Consider the following 24,148-nt stretch of genomic DNA (forward strand, 5'->3'; position numbering starts at 1 on the left):
GAACGGGGGCATCAGTGTCCCTGTTCATGATGGAAACAGATGTGCGGTTTTGCGGGTTTCGTCGGTGAGGCATACGGCTCCGGAAATCCGGAGGCCCTGCTGTCTTCCATGGCACATACGATCGCCCATCGCGGACCGGACGGACAAGGCATTCTCGCCGCTCCCGGCCTGGGCCTGGCGCATGTCCGGCTGTCGATCGTCGGGCTTTCCGACGGCCAGCAGCCGATGACCGACGCCGACGGCCGCTTCACCATCGTCTTCAACGGCGAGATCTTCAACTATGTGGAACTGCGCGACGAGCTGAAGGCACGCGGCGTCGACTTCCGCACGGGCAGCGATACGGAGGTCCTGCTCCAGCTTTACGCGACCTATGGCGAAGCCTGTCTCTCGCGCCTTAACGGCGATTATGCCTTCGCCATCTGGGATCACCGCGAGCGTCGGCTGATGCTCGCCCGCGATCGGATGGGGGTCAGGCCACTCTTTTACACGGAGCACAGGGGCTTGCTGTATTTCGCCTCGGAGATCAAGGCGCTGCTGGCAGTGCCAGGCATCGAGGCCGAACTCGATCCCGTGGCACTCGACCAGATTTTCACGCTCTGGACGCCGATCGCGCCGCGCACCACCTTCAAGGGCGTTTTCGAACTCGAACCGGGCCACCTGATGATCGCCAAAAACGGCCGGACTGAAACCCGGCCCTATTGGGTGCTCGATTTTCCGGATGCGGGCGATCACCCCGAGATCGACCAGTCCGTCCGGGAAGAGGAATTGCGGGCGCTTCTGGCCGATGCGACGCGGCTGCGCATGCGCGCCGACGTGCCGGTCGGCGCCTATCTCTCCGGCGGGCTCGACTCCTCGCTGATTGCGGCACTCGCGGCACCGATGGCTCCGAATGGCCTAAACACCTTCTCCGTGACCTTCGATGATGCCGAACACGACGAAAGCGCCTTCCAGCGGCAAGTCGCAGAAGCGCTCGGCACCCGTCACCACGCCGTCGCCAGCGGCGCGGCCGATATCGCGGCAAGTTTCCCGGATGTGATCCGCTTCACCGAACGGCCGGTCCTGCGCACCGCACCGGCACCGCTCTACCGCCTCTCGGGCCTTGTCCGCGATGCCGGCATGAAGGTCGTCCTGACTGGTGAAGGTGCCGACGAGGTGTTCGCCGGCTACGACATCTTTCGCGAGGCACGCGTGCGCCGTTTCTGCGCTCGTCAGCCAAGTTCGAAGATGCGGCCGCATCTCTTCCGCAAGCTCTATCCCTATCTGCCCGGGCTGAAGCAGCAGTCGGCGGAATATCTTGCCGCCTTCTTCGGCGCCGGCAACGATCCGGCAGGCGATCCGCTGTTCTCCCATCGCCCGCGCTTCCGCTCGACGGCGGCCGCCAAGATCTTCTATTCCGACGATCTCCGCGCCACGCTCGGAAGCTACGATGCGGCCGAAGAGCTGGCCTCCCGACTGCCGGCGAATTTCGGCCGCTGGCATTCGCTGCATCAGGCGCAATATCTCGAAAGCCGTTTCCTGCTGCCCGGCTACATCCTGTCGAGCCAGGGCGACCGGATGGCGATGGCGCACGGCATCGAAGGCCGTTTCCCCTTCCTGGACCACCGGCTCGTGGAGTTCGCCAGCCGGCTCGCTCCCGGCATGAAGCTCAAGGGCCTCGACGAGAAGCACATCCTGCGCCGTGTCGCCAAGGACCTGTTGCCGGATGTCATCAGCCAGCGCCCGAAACAGCCCTACCGCGCACCGGACAGCCGTTCCTTCACCGGCAACAACGCCCAGGCCTATGTCGGCGAGATGCTGGGCGAACAGGCAATCGCCGCCTCAGGCCTCTTCAATCCGAAGGCAGTTGCAAAACTCCATCAGAAATGCCGCCTGGCCCCGATCTCCGGGTTCCGCGACAACGCCGCTTTCGTCGGCATATTGTCCACTCAGCTCTGGCTGAAGGGTTTCACCCGATCCGCCGCGGACGAGGCGCATCCCGTTCGCAAGGCTGCTTATTAGCTCTTGAAAATCTTCAATTAACTTAAAATTCACGACAATTCGCCATGATCGCCAGAGTGTGTCCAATTGTAGGTTCTTTCGCTGTGGCGGAAGGGCGGAGGTAGTCCATGTACGAGCCGAAGGAGCCACATACTCGGCGGTCGGCATCGGCCCGGGCGTTGCGCCATCGCAGCGAATACCAGAACTCCCTCCTGGATCATCCAATCGTTGAAGAAGAACCAGAAGAACGCCCCTCGCCGCGCAACCGGCCTCGTCCTTCTTCTGTACCTGACTATCGAACCCGTTCGGACTATCATCGTGAACCGCCCGCCCACGAACGGGAAGATGACGACCGGATGCGATATGAGGACATTCCGTTTGAAAAACGGATCGAGGCACAGCTTCACAGCCTGACGGATATCCATTTCACCGACATCATCCGGTGGCTGCGCAAGGGCTTCCTGCGCATCATTGCCGCCGCGATTCTCGGCGCCGTGCTGGCGCTGCTTTATGCCGCCATGGCCTCGCCGCGCTATACGGTCAGCACCGAGATCATCATCGATCCGTCCAACCTGAACCTCGTTTCCGACGACGTATTCTCCGCCAACCCACAGCGGGATTCCCAGCTGCTGGAAGTCGAGAGCAAGTTGCGGGTGCTGACGTCGCGCAACGTTTTGACCAAGGTCATCAACGACCTCAACCTCACCGAAGACCCGGAGTTCAACCGCCCGGGGCGGCTCGACGGGTTGCGCCGCCTCACCTCGTCGCCGACCGCGCCCGAAAACAGGCAGTTGAGCGTGCTGCGCCAGCTCGAAAAGCAGATTACCGCGACCCGCGACGACGGATCGTTCGTCGTCGTCCTTTCGGTATGGACAGGGGACGCCGAGAAGTCGATCAAGCTGTCGAACGCGATCGTCTCGGCCTTCGAAGGCGAATTGTTCAAATCCTCGTCGGATAGCGCCGGCCAGCTTGCAATCGGCCTCAACAGCCGGCTCGACGAACTGCGCCGCTCTGTGACGGAGGCGGAAGAGAAGGTCGAGCAGTTCAAGCGCCAGAACGGCCTGCAGTCGACGGCCGGCGAGCTCACCAGCACCCGCATTTCCGGCGCGCTCGACACCCAGGTCCTTGACGCCCAGCAGCGGCTGATCCAGGCCGATACCCGCTACAAGCAGCTGCAGTCGGCCTATGCCGACAGGCGGGTTGCGAACTCGGCCGTGTTCGACTCCGCCACCATGATTACCCTGCGCGCCAGCTATAGCGCCCTGCAGCAGCAGATCAGCTCGATGACGCTGGTCTATGGCAACCGCCATCCGCGCCTTGTCGCCCTGCAGTCGGAGCTTGCTTCCGTCGACCGCGCGATCTCCGAGGAGGCCGCCCGTCTTCTCCAGTCCGCCAAGACCGATGTCGATCAGGCCAACAGCGCCCTGCAGGAACTGCGCCGCAAGTCCGACGCCTCGCGCTCGACCGTGTTTACCGAAAACGATGCGCAGGTGCGCCTGCGTGAACTGGAACGGGATGCCCGATCCAAGGCAGCCGTCTACGAAACCTATCTGTCGCGGACGCACCAGATCAGCGAGCGCCAGCAGATCGACACCAGCAATGTCCGGGTGATTTCGCCGCCGATGCCGCCGCAGTCGAAGAGCTGGCCGCCAAGCTCACTGCTGATGATGATCGGCGGGGCTTTCGCCGGCGCCGTTTTCGGCGTGCTGCTGGCCCTCACACTCGGCCTGTTCGGCCATATGCGCGAAGCCAGCCGCGAACTCGTCTGAACTCACTTCTTCGGAACCAGCGCCCCGTGCAGTTCCGGCAGCCATGACTTGGTGGTTGGGTCCCAGGGGCCGAATTCGTGCGACGCGAAATCCCAATAGGCCCAGCTCATGCCGCGTCTCTCGATCTCTTCCCGCATGATTCGCGTGAAGGTCACCCGGTCGGGGTAATAGGCGAGCGAATTGGAGCCGAATTCCCCGACGAAGATCGGCCGGTCGTTCTTTTTCCCCCATTCGACCGCCATGTCGAGCGGCGTCGTGATCTCCTCGATCTGGGCCTTCTCGCAGCAGGATGTTCCAAGCCACGGTCTGGACCCCTCGATCCAGGAGGCGCCCTGCATCGTGAATTTGAACGGTGCGTAATTGTGGATGGTGACGATCAGGCGGCGGTCGTCGGCCGGGATCGCCAGCCTCTCGAGCCCCCAGGCAGTGCTCCATTCCGCCGGATCGACAATCAGGAAGCGGTGAGGATTTGTCTTGCGGATTACCGCGAGCGCCTTGCCCAGCAGCTCGTTCCAGACCTCCTCCGTCTTGCCGTGCGGTTCGTTGTAGATCTCGAACAGGACCGTGTCGTTGGGCAGGCTCTGGTATCGCCGTGCGAGCTGTTCCCAGATCGCCAGGAACCGCTCGCGGCTCCTCTCCACGCCGATCGCGACCTCCTCCGCCTCCAGGGGATCGCCATCCATCTCATGGTAATGGTGGAAGTCGATGATGATGTTGAGGCCCCGGGACAGCGCGTTGTTGATCGCAAAGTCGACCCGCTTCATGAAAGTCTCGTCGAGCTTGTAGGGTTCCGAGAGGGCCGCATGGCTGCCGAAACGGATCGGCAGCCGGATGGTCTGGAAACCGCCTTGCCGGACGGCCGTAAACAGCTCGGTGGAAAGCCTGCCGCCCCAGGCGCCTTCGCTCGGCGCCTCCAGCGTTCCGCCGAAATTGACCCCTCGTCCCAGCGCCTTGCTCTGCGCGGCCGCCGTCAGCCCGGCGATCTCTGGCGCGCGGGCTTCGGAAAACGGCTTCAGCACGAAATTCTGCCCCTGCGCACCGGCAATTCCGAGTGCCATCAGCACAAGAAATCCGGCAAGCCGACAAGATATTCCCAGCATTCGAGATCTCCATTGGCGCCTGCAAGCCTGCCAGGGATTGCCGGCTGAGCGCAAGTTCCGTTTCGACACCATCAAGGTCAAGCAAACCGGCTAAATTTATGCAGTTATGATGAACGGCCCAAATCTCGCACTATCGCAGTCACGGCCCTCGAAGTCGGCTTCGGCCGGTCTGGACGAACCCCGCAGCAGCGGCCGCCGGATATGGATGCTGGCGAGATTCGGCGGTTTCTGTTACGATTCGCGCGCGAAGAGAACGCGGCGGCGGGTGGATGGCGAGAGACACGGACGAAGTTGCGTCTTCTGGAAATTTCGGCGCAAAGCTGCTGTTCTGCTGTGTCGGGTGTTTCTACTGGATCACCCTGACGCCTTTCGTCGATACCAGCCTTAATCCTGCCCTGGCGAAGCCTGCTCTCTGGAGCCAGCTGCTCGCCTACGTTCTGTTCCTGATCGTGGTTGTCTATGCGATGACCCCGAGGGTGCGGAGCGTCATCTTCCAGCCCCGCCTGCTGCTTGCTTTCGTATTCGGGTGGCTGTTTCTGACGGCGGCACTTTCGGTCGACCCGCTCGGTGCCGTCAGGCGCGTCCTGATTGCCCTCACCGTCTGCATCAGCGCCAGCGCATTTCTGATGCTGCCGAAGGGCGAGAGCCAGTTTGCAAGGCTTGCCGGCGGCGGCGTCATGCTGATCGTCGGCCTTTGTTATTTCGGCGTGCTGTTTCTTCCGAGGCTTGCCGTCCATCAGCTGACCGACTTTCTCGAGCCGCAGCATGCGGGCCTCTGGAAGGGAATCTACGTCCAAAAGAACGAGACAGGCGTCGTCATGGCGCTCTCTTGCTTCGTCGGCATCTACCTGATGTCCGCATGGTCCCGGGTCATCGGACTGCTCCTGATCGCGGCAAGCTGCCTGTTCCTGCTGAAGACCGGAGCAAAGACCTCGACCGCCATGCTGCCCGGCATCTTCATCCTCAGCATCTTCTTCGAGCGGTGGCGCTGGATCCGCATTCCTGTCGTCTTCGGCGGCGTCGGCCTGCTCAACCTGGCGACCGTCGGCGTATCGACGATCGCGCCGCTGAGGGAGATTGTCGCGGCAACCGGGATCGATACCACCTATACGGCACGCGCCGACATCTGGCGGCTGGCACTCGATGCTATTGCACAGCAACCGATCACCGGTTATGGCTTCGGCTCTTTCTGGGGTGCGGAGAGCCTCGTCAACAGCGACATGCGCACCTTGAACTGGGCCGTGCGCGCGGTGGACGCCCACAATGCCTATGTCGATGCCGCCATGAACGCCGGCATACCGGGATTGATATTGATGGTGATATGGGTCTTGGCTACTCCCCTTAAAAATCTGGCGGCAATCGACGCCGCAAAAAACTTCACGCCGCTCACGAGGCTTTTCTTGAGGATCTGGCTTTTCTCGATCTTCCTGGCCTGCCTCGAAAGCGTGTTCCTTGCCCGGTCGGGGCCTATCTGGTTCACGATGATGGTTGCCATGTTCGGCCTTGGTTACCAGGCCCGCTACCGCATCATAGCCTCGAGGAAGGCCGAGCCCGCCTATGGACCAGCATACGCCTGAAATGTCCGAGCAAGCACCCGTAAAACAGCGGCAGCGGACGTCCGCCTTCGGCATCGAGTTCTCCACCTGGGACGCCGGCAGGATCGTCGACACGATCGTCTCCGAACCGGTTCCGCCCGGCGAGGGCCTGCGGTTGCTGGTGACCGCCAATCTCGATCACATCGTGCAGCTGAACAGGAATCCGGCCTTCAGGGCCGCCTATGACAAGGCCTGGCTGACCACCGTCGACGGCGCCCCCGTCCTCCTCTACGCGCGGCTGCGCGGGCTGGCCGTTCCCGGCCGCATCACCGGTGCCGACCTCTTTCCTGACATCATCGAGCGCCTGAAGCCGGGCACTCACCGGCCCCTGCTTTTATGCTCGAGCGAAACCACGGCCGCGATCCTGGACGAAAAACTGCGCGCGCTCGGCTTTTCCGAACACGTCATCGTCACGGCACCGCCGGCTTTCGAGCAGAACGAGGCGTTCGGCCGGGAACTGGTGTCCAAGCTTCGGGAAAACCGGGTGACCCATATTTTCTTCGGCATCGGCGCCCCGAAATCCGAGATCTGGATGGACAAGCATCGCGCCGACCTTCCCGATTGCTACGGCTTCGGTTTCGGCGCCGGGCTGGATTTCTATGCCGGCGTCAAATCGCGTGCTCCGGTCTTCCTGCGGAAAGCCGGGCTGGAATTCCTCTGGCGCGTGGCGACCGAACCGCGCCGCCTGGCACGGCGATATTTCGTCACGTCCTGGGCATTCTGTTGGGCCGTCTACAAGGATCTGAAAGCCGACCGCCCGGATACGGACAAGAGCCGTTAGGCGACCCCGATCCGCTTCAGCGTATCGATCACCGTCTCGACCTTGATGCCGCGCCGGCGTACCTTGTCGACCACTTGCGAGAAGAAAGCCGGCGAACAGCCGATATTCGTCGGGTCCTCACGCACGTCGTGGGTATAGAAGATCAGCCAGCCACAGCGCCGCTCGACATCGTCCAGCATCCTGTCGATCGACGCGGAGTCGTTGCTGCAGTCATAGAGTTCCTGCGCCTTCAGATGGGCAAGGTCGATGAGTCCGGAATTGGTGCCGACCTTGATGCCGCGCAGACCCGGATAGTGGTGCATCAGCGCAAGCTTGGAGGGGACCGAGATCATCCCGAAAGGATAAGCAAAGGAAACCGGCTTTGCGGAGCCGACGATCCGGGCGATTTCCTCGTCATTGCGCCTGACATCGGCCATGAGATCGCGACGGGGTGTTTTCTGGACATTGATATGGCCGTGGGTGTGGCCGCCGATCTCATGTCCCTTTTCCGAAAGGGCAGCAACCATCTCCTCATCGACGATCAGCTGGCCGTTTTCGACGCGCTGCATCAGGCCGCTCGCCAGATAGAACGTGCCGAGCATGCCGGCGTCCTCAAGAGCGGGAGCCGCGTTTTCGAAGACCGAGACAGGAAAGTCGTCGAAAGTGAAAGCAACGACAGGCGCATCCAGCTTCAACAGGTGTGGGCGAAAATATACGTGCCGCCCGATCTTGCGGGATACTCCCGCCAGTATCTCGGAACCGGACATTTCCCAGAACTTCGGCTTTTTCATCTACCCCCATCCATTGCGGTCGGATCTCCCAGAGCTTGAGAACATAATGTCAAATACTTACAGTTGTCTCAATCTCCGGCGCCACAGAAACGGCATTTCCCGCGATCCCTGCCGCCTGAAGAAGATGGATGAACCTTTCGGCGGATTTCTCGACGCTGAATTCCGCGGCGCGGCCCTGGAGAACTGCGCTTTCGGGCGGCGCTTCGAGTGTCATCGCCATGGCCTGCGCAAGCGCAGTCGCGTCGCCGACCGGCACCAGCCGTCCAAGCCCGCCATCTTGCAGGATCTCGCGCGGACCATATGGCGCATCCGTTGCGACGACGGGCACGCCGCAGGCCATGGCCTCGATCAGTGCGTTCCCCAGCCCCTCGTGCGAGGAGGAGGACACGAAAAGCGAAGCCCGGGATAGGATCGACAACGGATCCGGATTGTGTCCCGTCAAGCTGACGTCCTGCGAGAGGTTCAGGGCTTCGATCAAAGCCTCCAGATTGCCGCGCTCATCGCCTTCCCCGACGATCGTCAGCCGGGCCTCGCGCGTCCTCCTGAGCTGCGCGAACGCCTCGATCAGCGTCGCATATCCCTTTTCCGGAGAGAGCCTCCCGACCGAGACGACGTGGCCCGGTTCCGGGGCGCGGCCCAGCTGCTCGATCCTCCGTCGCATCTGCGGTGTCAGCACGGCATTAGTGCCAAGATTGGCGACTTTCGCGGGCGGCACGCCGAACCGGTCGATGAGGTCGTTTCGCGCACCGGCCGTCAGCGTCAGGACGAGATCGGCCCGTGGATAGGCAAACCGGATCAGCCTGTAGGCCAGCCTGTTCTGCCAGTAGGGATCGCCGGTTCGCGCCTGCAGGGGGCTTGCCACCTCCCGCAGGACGATCGATGGCCGCGCTTGCCTCGCAAGCCCTTGGGAGGCAAGGACCACCAGGACATTCGCCGCCGCCTCGGAAGACACCAGCGCCCTCGGGCGCCCCGTGACCAGCAACCTTCGCAACGCGGCAGGCGCAAAGGCGAGACGCAGCTTGCGGCCATTGCCGAGATCGATAACGGGCACGTCGGCGCGGATCAGATCCCGCAACGGACCCGAACTCTGAAGCGTAACGATTGCGCTCGGAAATCCCTGACCCTGCAGTTCGTTTGCCAGCAGGATGGCGTCGCGTTGGGCACCGCCGCCATCGAAACCACGCACGAGAAAACAGATTCGGGCTGCGACCGGATCAACAATCCGAGAGCTATTCATAATCATCACATGCCCTATGATTATTGCGTTTGTTCCTGCTAAGGAAGGATCTACGTCACTCCCGGCGATCGGGCCTACCCTAGAGGGTTAGCGGTTAATTCTGACCAAATGCATATTATTGGGCGACGAAATTGAGCGATAGACATGCCTCGGTGTATTTAGCCTCGCGGGCGACCTCGGCCATCATCAATCTCGTGTCGGTTTCCATCTTCACGCGCATGACCAGCGCCGAAGTGTACGGCCAGTACATCGTCGGGTTTTCGATATGCATGATGGTCTACAGCCTGGGCGTCCAGTGGATCGTATTCGCCCATTTCGGACGATACGACCCCAAGGAAGCCGATAGGCTCGCAGGGGCGCTGCTGCTGGTGTCGGGGGTGGTGATGTTGCCGGCCATCGGCTTCATCTACCTGTTCTACCTGTTTGGCACATTGCATGCCGATGTTGCGGTCAGCAGCAGCCTGCTGGTTGTTTGCTTCACCTTGTATTTCGTCGCCATCGAAATCAGCCGCGCTCACCTTCTTGTCCGGCTTGTTGCAATCGCGACCATCGCCCGCGCCGTCTTCTCGTTGTTATTCGGTTATATCGCCGTCCTCGAGTTCGACACGCCCGGCGCATTGCTGGCAGGCGTAGGGCTCGGTTATGCGCTCGGCTCCGTGCCGGTTTTCCGGCATTTCAGCCGCACGATATGGGCGTCCGGCTTCGTCTGGCCCCGGAGCAGCGACGTGCGGCGGATGTGGCGCTACGGCTGGCCGCTTGCCATTGCCTTCGGCGCCTCAGCCGCCGCCATGAATGTCGACCGGCTGCTGCTGGCGGGCCTCTACAATACCAGCACCGTCGCCCCTTACGGGACCGTACTCGACCTCATGAAGCAGACGTTCCTGGTCTTGGCCGAGGCGATCAGCGCGGGATATATTTCGAGCGCCAAAAACCTCCATACGGAGGGGAAAGGGACCGAAGCGCGGCATACTCTCAAGCGCGCCTTCATCACGCATTGTTATATCGTCATTTTTGGCACAACGTCCTTCATCCTGCTCGGCGACGTCATCTTTGCGATCCTGCTTGCTCCGAGCTATCTGCCGGTCGTTACCGAGATTATGCCGATCCTGCTCGTTGCGAATGCCATTCTCGTCATGCGCGCCCACTATTTCGGTCAGATCATCTATTTTAGCGGGACAACAAACCTGGAACTGGTCGCGTCTGTCGCGATGCTGGCCGTCACCGGAACGCTGAGCTACCTGCTGATCCCTTCATACGCCGCAGTGGGCGCCGCCATCGCCTTTACGCTCGGGCAGGCGGCGGCGCTGTTGATCTGCCTGGTCTACGCGTCGGGGAACCTGCGCATGCCTCTCGACCTGCCGCGGGGCAGCCTGCTGCTGGCTCTCGGCATAGCTCTGGTCGCGGTCGGCAAAGGTGTCCAGTTCCTGGCGGAAGAGCCGGCTGCAAGCGCCATCAACTTCGTCCTGATCGCCATCGCCAGCGCCTATATCGCGCTGCGCTGGAACCTGTTCGATGCCCGCTCGCTGCTTCAGCGCGTTTATCCGCGACGCGGTTAGACGCCGCTCTCGGAGTGCAGGAAATTCGTATAGCGCTCCAGCATGAGCTCGCGGCTGTGATGCTCCCGGTGCAATCGCGCAAAATCGTTCCGAAGCTGCGCAGCGGGATAATTCGCAGCGAGATTTCTGACCGCATCGGCAAGGCTGGCCGGATCGCAAGGCGGATGGAACCGCGTCATGGCTGCGTTCTCATGCCCGTCGCCGATGCACAGCACCTCCCGCAAAACCGGAAGGTCGGAGGCGACGACCGGCAGCCCGGCCATCGAAGCCTCCACCCCGGCAAGGCCGAAAGTCTCCCAGATCGATGGGAACACATAGATATTTCCGGCCGTCAGGATGTCGCCGAGCGCATCCCGCTCGATAGAGCCGACCAGATGGAAGCGCTCCGCGACACCCAGAGCGCGCGCTTTTTCCTCCAGCGCCTGCCGGTTCGGGCCGTCGCCGGCGATGATCAGATGCATGCCCGGCAGCATCCCGAGCGCATCGACCAGGACTGCGTGATCCTTCTGATCCACCAGCCTCCCGGTCGCGACCAGCACGAAGGTATCTGGCGCAATGGAAAGGCGCTGCCGCCAGTCGACCGCTTCGCGAGCCGGCGGAATGGGATCGACCCCGTGCGGGATCAGAATGAACCGCCGCCGGTAGGCAGCAGGCCATTTGCCGAACGACGCGCTGGTGGAAACGGAATTCGATACGAAATGGGTGAATATCCCGGCCGAACCGAACAGCCAATCAAGTGCCTTCCAGTGCCGGCGAATACCCTCCGGCGCCGCGGTGTGATGGGCGGCGCGCACCGGCACGCGGCCCAGAAAGCCGAAAAAACCGCCGAAGACAGAGGCCGCAGCCTGGTAGGTGAAGATCGCGTCGTATTTTCCCGACAGGATAGTCCAGCCAAGGCGTGCAAGATTGCGAAGAGTGGCGACCGCTCCATGACCGGTGTCGAGAGGCAGCGTCTGCACCTCGAAACCGCGGGCGTGCAAGCCGGTCTCCACCATCTGCACGAGGGTACGCACGCCCCCCATCTTGTCATGGGTTACCAGCTGGAGAATCCGCTTCCCCGAAGGAATTAGGGTATCGGCAGCTTTTGGAAAAGCTGAGCTGAATTCGTGCCTCATGACCCGGACCTTAAGGTTGAAATCTTAAAATCTGAACAGGGAGATCATTCAGATTTCTCCTATCCGCTTTTCTCCCGGATCGAAAGCTCGCCTGCGCGGTTTGAGAAAGGATTTTGAGCAATCCACGGCTGCGCCACCCGGCTTTCCTCACTTGCAAAGTGGAAGAGAAGTAGTAGTCTTCGGCTATTGCCGGCTGAAGACAAGAGCGCGCTGGCGACTGGAAGACAGGAAGCGCTTTCGCCACCATTTGGGAGGCTGAAAAGATGAATGCAGCAGTCCTGACCAATACTTTCGAGCCGACGGAACTGGCATTTCTTCAACGCTTGTTCAACAAGATCTGCGCAGAGCGTGGACTTGCCGGCGGCAGCCTCGCTGCAAACAACCTCGCAGCACAGATCATTCAGCTTTATCAACAGGGCGTGCGCGATCCACGGGATCTGCAGATCCATCTCGATGCGGATGCACACTTGAGAACCTGACGTTTGGCGCCAGCCGCCATCGTATCGGCTGGCCACCCTCCATCTATCTCTTGGCCATCAGGTCCCGTTCGTCCCGCATCAGGAATACGCGGGTGATAGCGTCGAGATTGGCTTCCAGCCAGTTGGCCATTGCGATCTCTTCGCCAAGGATGCGTTCGAAAACCGCCTTCGCCTCCATTTCATCCAGCTCGTCGGCCGCTGCAATCAGGACCCGGTAACTGGCGATTTCCATGTGCTCGAAGGCATAGCTTGCCATTGCTCCCTTGACGACCTCGTCACTGGTCAACATGCCGCCGACGCCCTGCGCCTTGGCCGCGAGCTTGGCGGCCATGTCCTTGATCGCCGATACGCCGCCGGTTGCCGAAAAATGATCGAGGAGCATCTTCAGCGCCTGGGCGTGTTCCTCCGTCTCGTGCAGGTGCTGTTCGATACGGGTCTTGAGGTCGGGATAACTCTCGATCCGCCGGGACTGGGCGGCAAGGGTCGTGATCGCCTGTTCCTCCATGGCATGCGCGGCACGCAGCCACGCGAGGAAATTGTCTCGGGCATGGGTCATTCGCTTCTCCTCCCAACTGGTTGCCCAAATCGATTGCTTTTGGGAATGCAGGACAGCCTGATTCAACCCCTGAAGCCAGGCGAAGTTCCTCTTCGCCTCGATGCCTGGAACATTGCCGCCCTTTGCGAATTGTCCAGTAATAAAATCACCAGCCATAGAGGCGAAGTCATGTCACGCGAGATGAGGGCAAATTCCATCGTTGGAGGGATTACCATAGTGCTCCTCCTGATGGCCGTGGGTTATTATTTCACTGGCAGGTCGGATGATACGGCACAGGCTCCGGCACCTCCTGCGACAAGCGATAGGGCGCAGACGCCGGCTCCGGCTCCGGGAACAGACCCGACCAGCACCGGCGCCACGAACCCTTAGGGCCAATTTGCGAGGAACAATCGCCATGCCGGGCGGTTGTGAGATGAGTAACAGGGAGTTTTCCATGATACCCGATCCTCGCGAACCCGGTGAACGCCCGCCTACGCCGGCGCCCAACTGGACGCCGGCCTCACCGATCGGCGAACCGGAACCGGATCGGCTGCCGGATGAGACGCCGTTGCCCAATCCCGACGAGAATCCCAATCCGCCAGTCTATGTGCCGTCCGGCAATCTGGCATCCAGTTGAAGAGGTACCGGAGCGACAGCGCCGGTAGATCGATCATGAACATCCATGGCCATACACGTGCAGAGCCCAGGCAAGCGCAGGACGAGAGCCGACAGAAGCCCATGACGGGCGGCCTCGGGAAGCTGCTGGGTGCCGCAGCTCTCATCCTTCTCGGGCTCATTGTCGCAATGGAAGTCTTCAGAGACGGCGACAACAATTTCATTGCACCCAACCCGCCTCAGCAAACGGTTATCGAGTAACGCCCTCACCTTTCAATCCATCCGGCTATGTGGGGAATATAGCCTTGGAACAAAGGACAAAATCCGCGCGTTCATGTGCCATTCCAAGATGAGGTGGCGCGGTGGATATAGCAAGGCAATCGATCCCGACCCGGGATGCAGGATTTTCATTCGAACCCATCATCCGGCCCGGCCGGAATGCCTGGCGCAGAGCGCAGGCCGAAAAGCTCGCCTTCCTGATCGATGGCGACGACTATTTTCGTCGGCTAGATCAGGTATTGAGGCTGGCGGAACGTTCGATCTTCATCGTCGGCTGGGATTTCGATCCGGACATCGTCCTTCGTCCGCGCGACCCCGACGGGGAAACGATCGGTGCCCTGCTGCGCAAGATGGTCGAGGAAAAGCCCTCGCTTGAAATCCGCATCCTCGTCTGGGGCATGGGACCTGTTTATTCCGGCAAGAGCCTCAAGATGTTCGGCAAGATGGATTGGAAAGACCATCCGCGGATCTTCCTGCATTTCGATTTCGACCATCCGCTGCGCGCCAGCCATCATCAGAAAATCGTCGCGATCGACGATCGTACCGCCTTCCTCGGCGGCATCGACCTGACCGCCCGCCGCTGGGACGACCGCGCCCATGCGATCGACAACCCGCTGCGCCGGGCGCCGGACGGAACGGCCTACGGTCCCGTTCACGACATACAGACGATCGTGACCGGCGAAACGGCCAAGCTGATCGGCGACGTCGCACGCCGTCGGTGGAAAAAGGCGACACGCCAGGTCCTTTCCCCCCTCGATATGCCGGCCACAAATCCCTGGCCGGCAGACCTGGAACCGGCGCTGATCGGCTGCAACACCGGCTTGGCGCTCACCGAGGCGTGGAAATGGAGGGGCCATCGCGGCCACCGCGAGGCCATCCGGCTGACCCACGACGCGCTGAAGGCAGCCAGACACCATCTCTATATCGAGACGCAGTATCTCGCCTCCTTCGGCGTGGCGCGAACGCTCGCCAAACGGCTGAGGAAGGCCGACGGCCCGGAGATCCTCGTGATCGTCACGCGTGAATCCCATGGCTTCCTGGAAAAGCTGATGATGGGCCACAATCGCAACCGGCTGATCCGTCGCCTCAAGCGCGCGGATCGTTACGGTCGCCTGCGGGTTTTCTTTGCCGCGGTTTCCGACGGCCACGGTGGCGAGCAGGAGATCATCGTTCATTCCAAACTGATCATCGTCGACGACCAGTTCGTACGGGTCGGCTCTTCCAATCTCAACAACCGCTCCGAAGGTCTGGACACCGAGGCCGACCTTGCGATCGAGACCGCGGACCCGGCCGGCCGGCAAGCGATCGCCGCGCTCCGCAACGAGCTGATCGCCGAACATCTCGATGCCCAACCGGCGGAAGTTGCGCGGATCATCGCGGAAACCGGCTCCATTCTGGCGGCCGTCGACCGGCTGAACGTCAAGCCGCGCGGCCTGCGAAGCTACGACGTCGATAAGGACAAAGGCGAAACGGAATCTCTGGTCGGCACGGGGATCATCGACCCGAAACAGCCCTTCTGGCCGATTCCGGAAATCAAGTCTGGTTTCAGGCGGCTTTTCGCCCGCCTGTCACATCACCGTCTGCTCTAGGAACTTGCCGCCTCGATGACGATAATAAGCCTCGGCGACGAGAAACGTCGGCACCCCGACCGTGAGCGGCACGAAAAAATAGAGCACGCGGAAGGCGATCAGCGCGCCGATCGACGCGGATGTCGGCAATATCCCGAGCATGGTCGCCTCCAGCACGCCGAGCCCGCCCGGCACGTGGCTGATCAGCGAGGCGATGTTGGCGGTGACATAGGCGCTGGCCACGGCCAGGTAGCCGGCATCGGTAAAGCTTGCCAGAAGCTGCTGGATGGAAGCCGTGACGCAGGCGAAATTCAGCGTGCCGATGACGATCTGGCCGAGCGCAAGCGGCATCGCCGGCGGCTCGAAACGCCAGTTGCGCAGGACAAGCGGGCGGCGCACGAAGGCACAGATCAGCAGATAGGCCGCCGGCCCGGCGAGGCAGAGAAGGCCAACCATGAGCCGTGCCGTCCCGTCGAGGCCGAGCAGATTCGCCGCATCGCCCTGTTGGAAGATGAGCGCCAGTCCGGCGAGCGTTCCAAGACCAAGGCCGACGGTCACGCCGCAGAACACGATGACCTTGGCGATATCCTCGCCGGTCAGACCCCAGCGTGTGTAGAACCGGTAGCGCACGGCGCCACTACTGAGCGCCGCAAGCCCGACATTGTGGCCGATCGACAGTGCCGTGAAGGAGGCGAGCGAGGTCTGGCGCAGGAGAAGAGGTTTGCCGGCATAACGCACGGCGAGCGCATCGAACCCGCCAAGGCAGAGATAGGAAAGGATGACGAAAAAGAAGGCGCTCGCCAGCCGGAACCCGGCGATCGACTGAACGGATTCCTCGATCTCGTCGAGCGAGTAGCGACCGAGACTGCGATAAACGAGGAAGCCTGCGAGACAGATCGCGGCGCCGATCAGAAGCTTGAGCAGATGGCGTCTGGCGATCATGGTCCCTCACGTAAACGGCTGTATAAGGACGGGAACGAAACCGAGGCCAAGGTGTTCCCAGCGCCATGACGGATCAGACAGCACCATCGCCCTCCACGGCCCGCCTCACCCCCGCAAGGCATCGCCTGAAAATCCTGAGCTACAATGTGCATAGCTGCATCGGTACCGATCGCCGGCTCGACCCCGCCCGGGTGGCCGAGGTCATTGCCGCCCTGGAACCGGATATCATCGGATTGCAGGAATTGGATGTCGGCCGAAGCCGCACCGGCGGCATCGACCAGGCGCATACGATCGCCTCGTTGCTACAGATGGAATTCCACTTCCACGCGGCGCTCAACGTTGCCGAAGAGCGTTACGGCGACGCTATCCTGACGGCCTTGCCGGCAAGGATGATCAAGGGTGCCGGCCTGCCCTCGCATGGCGAGCAGCGCGGTGCGGTCTGGGTGGAAATAGAGGTCGGCGAGCACAAGCTGCAGGTCTTCAACACTCATCTCGGCCTGCTGGGCGGCGACCGGATGCGCCAGATCGGCGAGATTCTCGGGGCCTCCTGGATGGGTAGCCCGGAATGCCAGGACCAGCCGAAGATCCTGATCGGCGATTTCAACGCCATTCCCGTGACCGGAACCTACAAGGCCGTCGCCCGCCAGATGGCGGATGCGCCGCTCCTGAGCGGGACGAAGCCCAGGGCCACCTTCCCATCGCGGTTTCCGCTTCTGAGGATCGACCACGTCTTCGTCTCCAGCGAAATCACCCCGGTCGCGACTGAGGTCGTTTCGACGCCGCTTTCCCGCCAGGCCTCCGACCATCTGCCGCTCCTGGTGACGGTCGAGCTTTGATCCTCAGTGGGACAGGGTCCGGCTGAGCCGCCGGGCCTCCTTCAGAAGACGCACCACGTCCTGGTCCGTCGTCTCCGTGAAGTCGCCGTAGTGCAGGCTGACCGCTTCCATGCGGTCCGGCGCAGACAGGCAGACGATATCATCCACCTCTTCCTGCAGCGCTTCCAGCAATCGGCGGGGCGCGACGGGCACGGCGATCCGGATCGATGCGACACCCATGTCCTTCAAGGCATGAATGCCGGCGCGGATCGAGACGCCGTTGGCAATGCCGTCGTCGACGAGAATGATGTCGCGGCCCGTGTGGTCATGCTCGCTCGGCTCGTCCTCGCCGAAATACATCCGGTGGCGGCGCTCGATTTCGGCGAGCTGATGCTCGCGTTCCGCAGCAAGATAACCGGGCGGCACGTGGAAATGGCGCGCAGCCTCCTCGTTGACGACGATATGCGGCTCGCGGCCGTCGACGACAGCGCCGATGCCATATTCCGGATGACCGGGCGCGCCGATCTTGCGAACGATGAGGAGATCAAGCGGCAGCCCCAGACGTTGCGCCACCTCGAAGGCAACGGGAACCCCGCCGCGCGGCAAGGCGAGGATCACGGCATCAGGAAGCGGCGCCGCCTGCATGGCTTCCGCCAATTGCCTTCCGGCATCCTCGCGATCGATAAAGGTTGGGCTTTGACCGGACATATCATCCTCCCGAGACGGTGCTACGGCATCTGCCGTTGCCCTTGGTTCGTTATGCCAGCCCCGAGCGATCATATCACCGCCGGGGCATCGGACAACCTTGGGGCATGGTTTAGGTTCCACTCCGCGACCGGCTGTCCCGTTTTGAAACACGAGAATGAAAGCGAGAGGGGAACAAAACTCACGATCATGTGTTCAAGACGGGTCGGGCGCATGACCTCCAAGCGACCGACAGCGTCATAAGTACCCTCCCCAACTAGGCGCTTCCCTCACGGGAAGCGCCTTTTTACCATATGCGGCGGTTCAACGCAGGGCTGCGGCATTCGGGCACGCGGCGTTGGCGCATATTGATCTCTTGACGACCTCCGCCGATTGTCATCCCATCAGCACGGACGGACTTTTGGCCGCCGCCAGAAAAGGGATAACGCCATGTTCGAGGCCTTCGACGCGACGCTGCTGGCGCGGATGCAATTCGCTTTCACGGTTTCCTTCCACATCATCTTTCCGGCTTTTTCGATCGGATTGGCCAGCTATCTCGCCGTGCTGGAAGGCTTGTGGCTGTGGAAAAAACAGGCTGTCTATCTGGAGCTTTTCGACTTCTGGAAGACGATTTTTGCGCTCGCCTTCGGCATGGGCGTGGTCTCCGGCATCGTCATGTCCTACCAGTTCGGCACGAACTGGAGCGTGTTCTCCGACAAGGTCGGCCCGATCATCGGCCCGCTGATGGGTTACGAAGTGCTGTCGGCCTTCTTTCTGGAGGCCGGGTTCCTCGGCATCATGCTGTTCGGCCGCAACCGCGTCGGCCCCGGCCTGCATTTCTTCGCGACGCTGATGGTCGCGGTCGGCACGCTGATTTCGGCGACATGGATATTGTCCGCCAACTCCTGGATGCAGACGCCGCAGGGTTTTGCGATGAACGACAAGGGGCAGTTCATCCCCGCCGACTGGTGGGCCGTCATCTTCAACCCGTCCTTCCCCTATCGCCTCGTCCACATGGTGCTCGCTGCCTACCTGACGACCGCTCTGGTCGTCGGCGCCGTGGGCGGGCTTCATCTTCTGCGCCGCACCGCCCCCTTGCGGGCTGGCACGATGTTCTCGATGGCGATGTGGATGCTGACACTGGTTGCGCCGATCCAGATCTTCGCCGGCGACCAGCACGGCCTCAACACGCTGGAATACCAGCCGGTCAAGGTCATGGCGATGGAAGGCCATTACCAGAGCCACCCGGACGGCGCGCCATTGATCCTCTTCGGCCTGCCGAACCAGGCCGAGCAACGGATCGACTACGCGATCGAAATCCCCAAGCTTTCGAGCCTCATCCTCAAACACAGCCTGGATGCGCCGCTCAACGGTCTCGACACCGTGCCGCGCGAATTGCAGCCTCCGGTCCCGATCGTCTTTTGGTCCTTCCGCATCATGGTTGGCCTCGGCTTCGCCATGCTCGGCCTCGGCCTCTGGAGCCTGTACTGTCGGTGGAAGGGCCGCCTCTACACTTCCGAATGGCTGCACCGGGCCGCGATGGTCATGGGGCCAGCCGGTTTCGTCGCCGTGCTCGCCGGCTGGGTCACCACCGAGGTCGGCCGCCAGCCCTACACGGTCTACGGCCACCTGCTGACCGCCGATTCCGTCTCGCCGATTGCAGCCGCCGCCGTCGGCTCTTCGCTGGTCGCCTTCATCATCGTCTATTTCCTCGTCTTCGGCGCCGGCACCTTCTACATCCTGCGGCTGATGTCCCGCCTGCCGCGCGATCCGAGCGATGATCTCGACGGCGGCCCGATCCGCACTGCCGGCATCACGCCCGGCCCGCAAACCCCGGCACTTCAGGCAGGAGCCCGTCATGGTCATTGACCTTCCCTTCATCTGGGCGGCCATCATCGCCTTTGCGGTGCTCGCCTATGTCATCCTCGACGGCTTCGACCTCGGCGTCGGCATCCTCTTCCCGCTGTTTCCGGAAAAGCGCCATCGCGACGTGATGATGAACAGCGTCGCGCCGGTCTGGGACGGCAATGAGACCTGGCTCGTGCTCGGCGGCGGCGGTCTGATGGCGGTCTTTCCGCTCGCCTATGCGACGATCCTGCCGGCACTCTACGCACCTATCATCGCCATGCTGATCGGGCTGATCTTTCGCGGCGTTGCCTTCGAATACCGCTGGCGCACCGGCCGGGCGCAATATCTCTGGAACTGGGCCTTTTGCGGCGGTTCGGTCGTGGCGGCGCTCGCGCAGGGCATCGCGCTCGGCGCACTCGTACAGGGCATTCCGGTCGAAAACCGCGCCTATGCCGGCGGCTGGTGGGACTGGCTGACCCCGTTCTCGGTCGCCACCGGCCTCGCCGTGGTGATCGGTTACGCGCTGCTCGGCTCGACCTGGCTGGTGATGAAGACGATGGGCGACCTCCGCGACAAGGCCCGCAGCCTTTCCTATATCGCCGCCCTCGCGACGCTCGCCGCGATGGGTATATTCAGCCTCTGGACGCCGTTCCTCGAACCGCTCTATCTGCAGCGCTGGTTCTCCTGGCCGACCGCGACCTTCAGCGTCATCGTGCCCCTGCTGGTCCTCGGTTGTTTCTGGCTTCTGCTCACGGGCCTCAAGAACAACCGCGACAGCCGGCCGTTCCTTGCAGCCCTCGGGCTTTTCGTGCTCGGTTACGCCGGCATCGGCATCAGCTTCTATCCCTATATCGTGCCCACATCCGTGACGATCTGGGACGCCGCGGCACCCGACGAAAGCCTGAGCTTCCTGCTGGTCGGCGCACTGATCCTGGTGCCTTTGATCCTTGCCTATACGAGCTATGCCTATTGGGTATTCCGCGGCAAGATCGATCCGCATGAGGGCTATCACTGATGGCCGGCGGCGAAACCTTCAGGCGGCTCGCCTGGTTCGTCGGTCTCTGGGTGGCCGGCGTCGCCGCGGTCGGCAGCGTGGGCATGATCATCAAATTCTGGCTCGGCGCCTAACGCCGCGTCAGCGCCACCACGTAACGCGTCGGTTCCTTGCCCGGATTGAAGAAGACGCAATCGGCTGGCGGGCCGAGCAGAAGGCAATCGCCTTCGGAGAGGTGATGCATCACCGCCCCTTCCTGGAAATCGAGCCGGCCGGACAGGACCCAGATCTGCTGGTGCTGGAAGGCGAAGGCCGAAGCCGGATAGGGCACCCGAACGCCAGGAGGTAGCGACACGTCCAGAAGCTCCAGCATGGAATTCGGCGGAGAGACGGCGCGGCGGATATAACCGGTTTCCGGATCGGTCCAGACCGGCTGTTCCGCCTGCAGGGCGACACGCTCCTGCGCCCGCTCGGCGAGCGCCAGCAGAACCGAAAGCGGCAGGCCGAAGGCGCCCGAAAGCCGGCCGAGCACGGTCGCCGTCGGGCTCGCCTCGCTGCGCTCGATCTTGCTGATCATCGCCTTGGATACGCCCGAGCGCTCCGCAAGCTCGGCGAGCGACCAGCCCCGCGCCTCCCGCTCGATCTTCAGCCGGATGGCGATCGCCTGGACCGGGTCATTGTCCGTCTGCTGCAAGCGGCTTGCCTTTCAATGATCGTCTTCTATAGTAGACAGATAGATCCTATAAGAGACAACGCTCGTTCGCAACGAGGAATTCAGGGGAACGACGGTGACGCGCGAAATCCGTTTCAACGCCTTCGACATGAACTGCGTCGGCCATATCCAGCAGGGTCTTTGGGCGCATCCGCGCGACCAGTCGCACCGCTATGCGCAGCTCCGTTACTGGACGGACTATGCGAAGAGGCTGGAGGCCGGCCTGTTCGACGGCATATTCCTCGCTGACGTGCTCGGCGTCAACGACGTCTTCGGCGGCAGCAACGCGGCGGCCCTGAGGGGCGCGGTGCAGGTACCGGTCAACGATCCGCTGCTGCTGGTGCCAGCCATGGCCGCCGTCACCGAACACCTGTCTTTCGGCATCACAGCCAACCTCACCTATGAGCCGCCGTTCGTTTTCGCCCGCCGGATGTCCACCCTCGATCACCTGACGGGTGGCCGGATCGGCTGGAACATCGTCACGGGTTATCTCGACAGCGCGGCCAAGGCGATCGGGCTAGAGGGTGTCGCCGCCCATGACGACCGCTACGACCTCGCCGACGAATACATGGAGATCATGTACCGGCTCTGGGAAGGAAGCTGGGAGGACGACGCCGTGGTCTTCGACCGGGCGAACCACGTCTATGCCGAGCCGGCCAAGGTCCACAAGGTCCATCACCGCGGCAAGCAATACGGCATCGAGGCGATCCATCTCTGCGAACCCTCGCCGCAGCGCACCCCGGTCCTCTACCAGGCCGGTTCCTCGACCCGCGGCCGGCAGTTCGCCGCCACCCATGCCGAGTGCGTCTTCGTCAACGGCCAGAAGATCGAAGGCGTCAAGGGTATCGTCGACAACATCAGAGCCCGCGCGGTCGAATACGGCCGCAGCGCCGAGGACGTCAAAGTCTTCGTCGGTGCCACGATCGTCACCGCCCGCACCGAAAAGGAGGCCCGCGAAAAATTCGAGGATTATCGCGCCTATGCGAGCTCCGAAGGTGCTCTCGTACATGCGGCCGGCTCGCTCGGCATCGACTTTGCAAGATACGATCTCGACGAGCCGATCGAGACCGGCAAGAGCTCGGCGATCGTCTCGAACGTCGAGGCGATGACCCGCACCGCCGGGCCGCAATGGACCAAGCGCAAGCTGCTCGAACAGATGGTGCTCGGCAGCCGCCAGGCGCCGATGATCGGCTCCGCCGAGCAGATCGCCGATAACCTCGTCGCCTGGATGGATCAGGCCGGCGTCGACGGCTTCAACCTGTCGCGCACCGTTGTGCCGGAATGTTTTGACGATATCATCGAGCTGGTGATCCCGATCCTGCAGGAACGCGGCCTCTACAAGACCGGCTATCGCGAAGGCACCTTCCGTGAAAAACTGTTCGGAACGCAGCGCCTGCCGGACCGGCATATCGCCGCCACATATCGCAGCATGGGATAAACTGATGAGTGCCGCGACGACCCTGGAAACGCCGGCCGAAGGCCGCTGGTCGATGCTGGCTTTGCTGTGCCTTGCCGTCGTGCTTTCCTTCTCCTGCTGGTTTTCGGCAAATGCGATCGCGCCGGAGCTCAAGCGCGCCTGGCCACTGTCGGAAAGTGCGGCCGCCTGGCTGACCAACGGCGTGCAGATCGGCTTCGTGATCGGCGCACTGACGGCAAGCCTGTTCAATCTGCCCGATCTCATCCGCATGAACCGGCTGATGGCGGCTTCCGCCCTGCTTGCCGCGCTCTCCAATGCCGCCTTGGCTCTGGAACCAGGCCCGGCCGGCGCCATCCTCTGCCGCATGGTTACAGGCTTCGCGCTGGCCGGCGTCTATCCGCCGGCATTGAAACTCGTCTCCACCTGGTTCATCTCCGGACGTGGCTTGGCGCTGGCCGGCGTCATCGGCGCGATTACCGCCGGCTCGTCGCTGCCGCACCTCTTCCGCGGCATGTCGTCGGCGGTCGACTGGCACAACGTCGTCCTCTTATCGAGCGGTGCGACGCTGGTCGGCGCCATCGTTCTCCTCGCCTTCACCCGCGAAGGCCCATACCCGTTCGGCAAGGCTCTGTTCGATCCGCGCCAGATCGGGCGGGTGCTGAAGGACCGCAACCTGCTGCTCGTCAACGGCGGTTATCTCGGCCACATGTGGGAACTTTATGCCATGTGGGCCTGGCTGCTCGCCTACCTGACCGCAGCACTCGACAAGGGCGGCACCGGCATCAGCAGCGAGGCCTCGCTGCTCACCTTCATCGCGGTCGCCTCGGGCGTGTTCGGTTGTTTCGCCGGCGGCGTGCTCTCGGATCGTTTCGGCCGCACCGCCACCACCGCCGGCATGATGATCGTCTCCGGAACCTGCGCGCTGACCATCGGCTTCGTCTTCGACGGGCCCTTCTGGCTGCTGGCGCTGGTGGTGATCGTCTGGGGCATTTCGGTCATCGGAGATTCCGCGCAATTCTCCGCCGCAGTCACCGAACTTGCCGACCGCAATTACATTGGCACGGCGTTGTCGCTGCAGATGGGCATGGGTTTTGCGCTCACCATTTTCATGATCTGGCTGATGCCGCATCTGGCCGCGCGGCTGGGCGGCTGGCGCTGGACGTTCGTGTTGCTGGCGGTGGGACCGATCTTCGGGGCCGCCTGCATGCTGATCCTGCGCGGCCGGCCGGAAGCCGTCCGGCTCGCCGGCGGTAGGCGCTGATCGGGCGACAAGGCGCGGTCGAAGGAATTTGCTTGCGCGAATTATTCGAGCGTATAATAAGCCGTAACGCCGTGCGAGAACGGCATGCCCGTTCCTCAG

General features: G+C 62.4%; 21 protein-coding genes. 13 read left to right on the forward strand and 8 right to left on the reverse strand.

The features are described from left to right. Window positions 1-39: 39 nt before the first annotated feature. Together asnB and GQ59_RS04145 are read left to right on the forward strand one after the other, a co-directional pair. Window positions 40-1,998 (forward strand): asparagine synthase (glutamine-hydrolyzing), encoded by a 1,959-nt coding sequence (gene asnB, locus GQ59_RS04140; protein WP_037077702.1) that lies wholly within the window; start codon window positions 40-42, stop codon window positions 1,996-1,998. A 335-nt stretch (window positions 1,999-2,333) separates the two neighbouring features. Beyond that, window positions 2,334-3,746: a GumC family protein gene (locus tag GQ59_RS04145; protein WP_084682972.1), complete on the forward strand. Its 1,413-nt coding sequence runs from the start codon at window positions 2,334-2,336 to the stop codon at window positions 3,744-3,746. A gap of 2 nt (window positions 3,747-3,748) precedes the next feature. Here the strand turns inward: GQ59_RS04145 and GQ59_RS04150 are convergent, their stop codons facing one another. Further along, window positions 3,749-4,846 (reverse strand): glycoside hydrolase family 5 protein, encoded by a 1,098-nt coding sequence (locus GQ59_RS04150; RefSeq protein WP_051903764.1) that lies wholly within the window; start codon window positions 4,844-4,846, stop codon window positions 3,749-3,751. A gap of 269 nt (window positions 4,847-5,115) precedes the next feature. On the opposite strand from GQ59_RS04150, the gene GQ59_RS04155 reads away from it, so the two are divergent. Together GQ59_RS04155 and GQ59_RS04160 are read left to right on the forward strand one after the other, a co-directional pair. Further along, complete coding sequence (locus GQ59_RS04155; protein ID WP_051903765.1) at window positions 5,116-6,423, forward strand: O-antigen ligase family protein; 1,308 nt, start codon at window positions 5,116-5,118, stop codon at window positions 6,421-6,423. Between the two features lies 1 nt (window position 6,424). Then, the gene (locus GQ59_RS04160) at window positions 6,425-7,222 is read left to right on the forward strand and encodes a WecB/TagA/CpsF family glycosyltransferase (RefSeq protein WP_051903766.1); all 798 of its coding nucleotides are present in this window, start codon (window positions 6,425-6,427) and stop codon (window positions 7,220-7,222) included. Here the strand turns inward: GQ59_RS04160 and GQ59_RS04165 are convergent. Further along, window positions 7,219-7,992 (reverse strand): polysaccharide deacetylase family protein, encoded by a 774-nt coding sequence (locus GQ59_RS04165; protein WP_037077703.1) that lies wholly within the window; start codon window positions 7,990-7,992, stop codon window positions 7,219-7,221. The genes GQ59_RS04160 and GQ59_RS04165 overlap by 4 nt on opposite strands. Window positions 7,993-8,041: 49 nt before the next feature. Then, entirely contained in the window at window positions 8,042-9,229 is a 1,188-nt protein-coding gene (locus GQ59_RS04170; protein ID WP_051903767.1) for a glycosyltransferase, read from the reverse strand. 152 nt (window positions 9,230-9,381) lie between these two features. Between GQ59_RS04170 and GQ59_RS04175 the strand changes: the two genes are divergently transcribed. Beyond that, complete coding sequence (locus GQ59_RS04175) at window positions 9,382-10,785, forward strand: lipopolysaccharide biosynthesis protein (protein WP_037077706.1); 1,404 nt, start codon at window positions 9,382-9,384, stop codon at window positions 10,783-10,785. On the opposite strand, the gene GQ59_RS04180 is transcribed toward GQ59_RS04175, so the two are convergent. Further along, on the reverse strand, window positions 10,782-11,798 hold the full coding sequence (locus GQ59_RS04180) for a glycosyltransferase family 4 protein (RefSeq protein ID WP_162183279.1): 1,017 nt from the start codon (window positions 11,796-11,798) through the stop codon (window positions 10,782-10,784). The two genes, GQ59_RS04175 and GQ59_RS04180, sit on opposite strands and share 4 nt — an antisense overlap. Before the next feature lie 365 nt (window positions 11,799-12,163). On the opposite strand from GQ59_RS04180, the gene GQ59_RS04185 reads away from it, so the two are divergent. Further along, window positions 12,164-12,379: a hypothetical protein gene (locus GQ59_RS04185; protein WP_037077709.1), complete on the forward strand. Its 216-nt coding sequence runs from the start codon at window positions 12,164-12,166 to the stop codon at window positions 12,377-12,379. A 43-nt stretch (window positions 12,380-12,422) separates the two neighbouring features. Here GQ59_RS04185 and GQ59_RS04190 read toward each other — a convergent pair whose 3' ends face one another. Continuing rightward, window positions 12,423-12,935 (reverse strand): ferritin-like domain-containing protein, encoded by a 513-nt coding sequence (locus GQ59_RS04190; RefSeq protein WP_037077711.1) that lies wholly within the window; start codon window positions 12,933-12,935, stop codon window positions 12,423-12,425. Window positions 12,936-13,368: 433 nt separating this feature from the next. On the opposite strand from GQ59_RS04190, the gene GQ59_RS04195 reads away from it, so the two are divergent. Further along, on the forward strand, window positions 13,369-13,551 hold the full coding sequence (locus GQ59_RS04195) for a hypothetical protein (protein ID WP_037077713.1): 183 nt from the start codon (window positions 13,369-13,371) through the stop codon (window positions 13,549-13,551). Between the two features lie 340 nt (window positions 13,552-13,891). Beyond that, window positions 13,892-15,397: a phospholipase D-like domain-containing protein gene (locus GQ59_RS04205; protein WP_051903769.1), complete on the forward strand. Its 1,506-nt coding sequence runs from the start codon at window positions 13,892-13,894 to the stop codon at window positions 15,395-15,397. On the opposite strand, the gene GQ59_RS04210 is transcribed toward GQ59_RS04205, so the two are convergent. Continuing rightward, complete coding sequence (locus GQ59_RS04210; RefSeq protein WP_037077716.1) at window positions 15,377-16,318, reverse strand: putative bifunctional lysylphosphatidylglycerol flippase/synthetase; 942 nt, start codon at window positions 16,316-16,318, stop codon at window positions 15,377-15,379. The genes GQ59_RS04205 and GQ59_RS04210 overlap by 21 nt on opposite strands. A gap of 65 nt (window positions 16,319-16,383) precedes the next feature. Here GQ59_RS04210 and GQ59_RS04215 point away from each other — a divergent pair, with 65 nt between their 5' ends. Next, window positions 16,384-17,154 carry an endonuclease/exonuclease/phosphatase family protein gene (locus GQ59_RS04215; protein ID WP_051903770.1) on the forward strand — a complete coding sequence of 257 codons (771 nt, stop codon included), beginning with the start codon at window positions 16,384-16,386 and terminating at the stop codon, window positions 17,152-17,154. A 3-nt stretch (window positions 17,155-17,157) separates the two neighbouring features. Here GQ59_RS04215 and GQ59_RS04220 read toward each other — a convergent pair whose 3' ends face one another. Beyond that, a complete protein-coding gene (locus tag GQ59_RS04220) occupies window positions 17,158-17,841 on the reverse strand; it encodes a phosphoribosyltransferase (RefSeq protein WP_037077718.1) in 684 nt (227 codons plus the stop codon). Between the two features lie 426 nt (window positions 17,842-18,267). On the opposite strand from GQ59_RS04220, the gene GQ59_RS04225 reads away from it, so the two are divergent. Then, the gene (locus GQ59_RS04225; protein WP_037077720.1) at window positions 18,268-19,686 is read left to right on the forward strand and encodes a cytochrome ubiquinol oxidase subunit I; all 1,419 of its coding nucleotides are present in this window, start codon (window positions 18,268-18,270) and stop codon (window positions 19,684-19,686) included. Beyond that, window positions 19,676-20,680, forward strand: a complete 1,005-nt coding sequence (cydB, locus tag GQ59_RS04230; protein ID WP_037077723.1) for a cytochrome d ubiquinol oxidase subunit II — start codon at window positions 19,676-19,678, stop codon at window positions 20,678-20,680. Before GQ59_RS04225 ends, cydB begins: the two co-directional genes overlap by 11 nt. A 109-nt stretch (window positions 20,681-20,789) precedes the next feature. Here the strand turns inward: cydB and GQ59_RS04240 are convergent, their stop codons facing one another. Further along, window positions 20,790-21,353: a helix-turn-helix domain-containing protein gene (locus tag GQ59_RS04240; RefSeq protein WP_037077729.1), complete on the reverse strand. Its 564-nt coding sequence runs from the start codon at window positions 21,351-21,353 to the stop codon at window positions 20,790-20,792. A gap of 94 nt (window positions 21,354-21,447) precedes the next feature. Here GQ59_RS04240 and GQ59_RS04245 point away from each other — a divergent pair, with 94 nt between their 5' ends. Together GQ59_RS04245 and GQ59_RS04250 are read left to right on the forward strand one after the other, a co-directional pair. Continuing rightward, window positions 21,448-22,809, forward strand: a complete 1,362-nt coding sequence (locus GQ59_RS04245; RefSeq protein WP_037077731.1) for an LLM class flavin-dependent oxidoreductase — start codon at window positions 21,448-21,450, stop codon at window positions 22,807-22,809. A 4-nt stretch (window positions 22,810-22,813) separates the two neighbouring features. After that, the gene (locus tag GQ59_RS04250; RefSeq protein ID WP_037077734.1) at window positions 22,814-24,049 is read left to right on the forward strand and encodes an MFS transporter; all 1,236 of its coding nucleotides are present in this window, start codon (window positions 22,814-22,816) and stop codon (window positions 24,047-24,049) included. Window positions 24,050-24,148 lie beyond the last annotated feature (99 nt).

Source organism: Neorhizobium vignae (assembly GCF_000732195.1).
GTDB lineage: Bacteria > Pseudomonadota > Alphaproteobacteria > Rhizobiales > Rhizobiaceae > Neorhizobium > Neorhizobium vignae.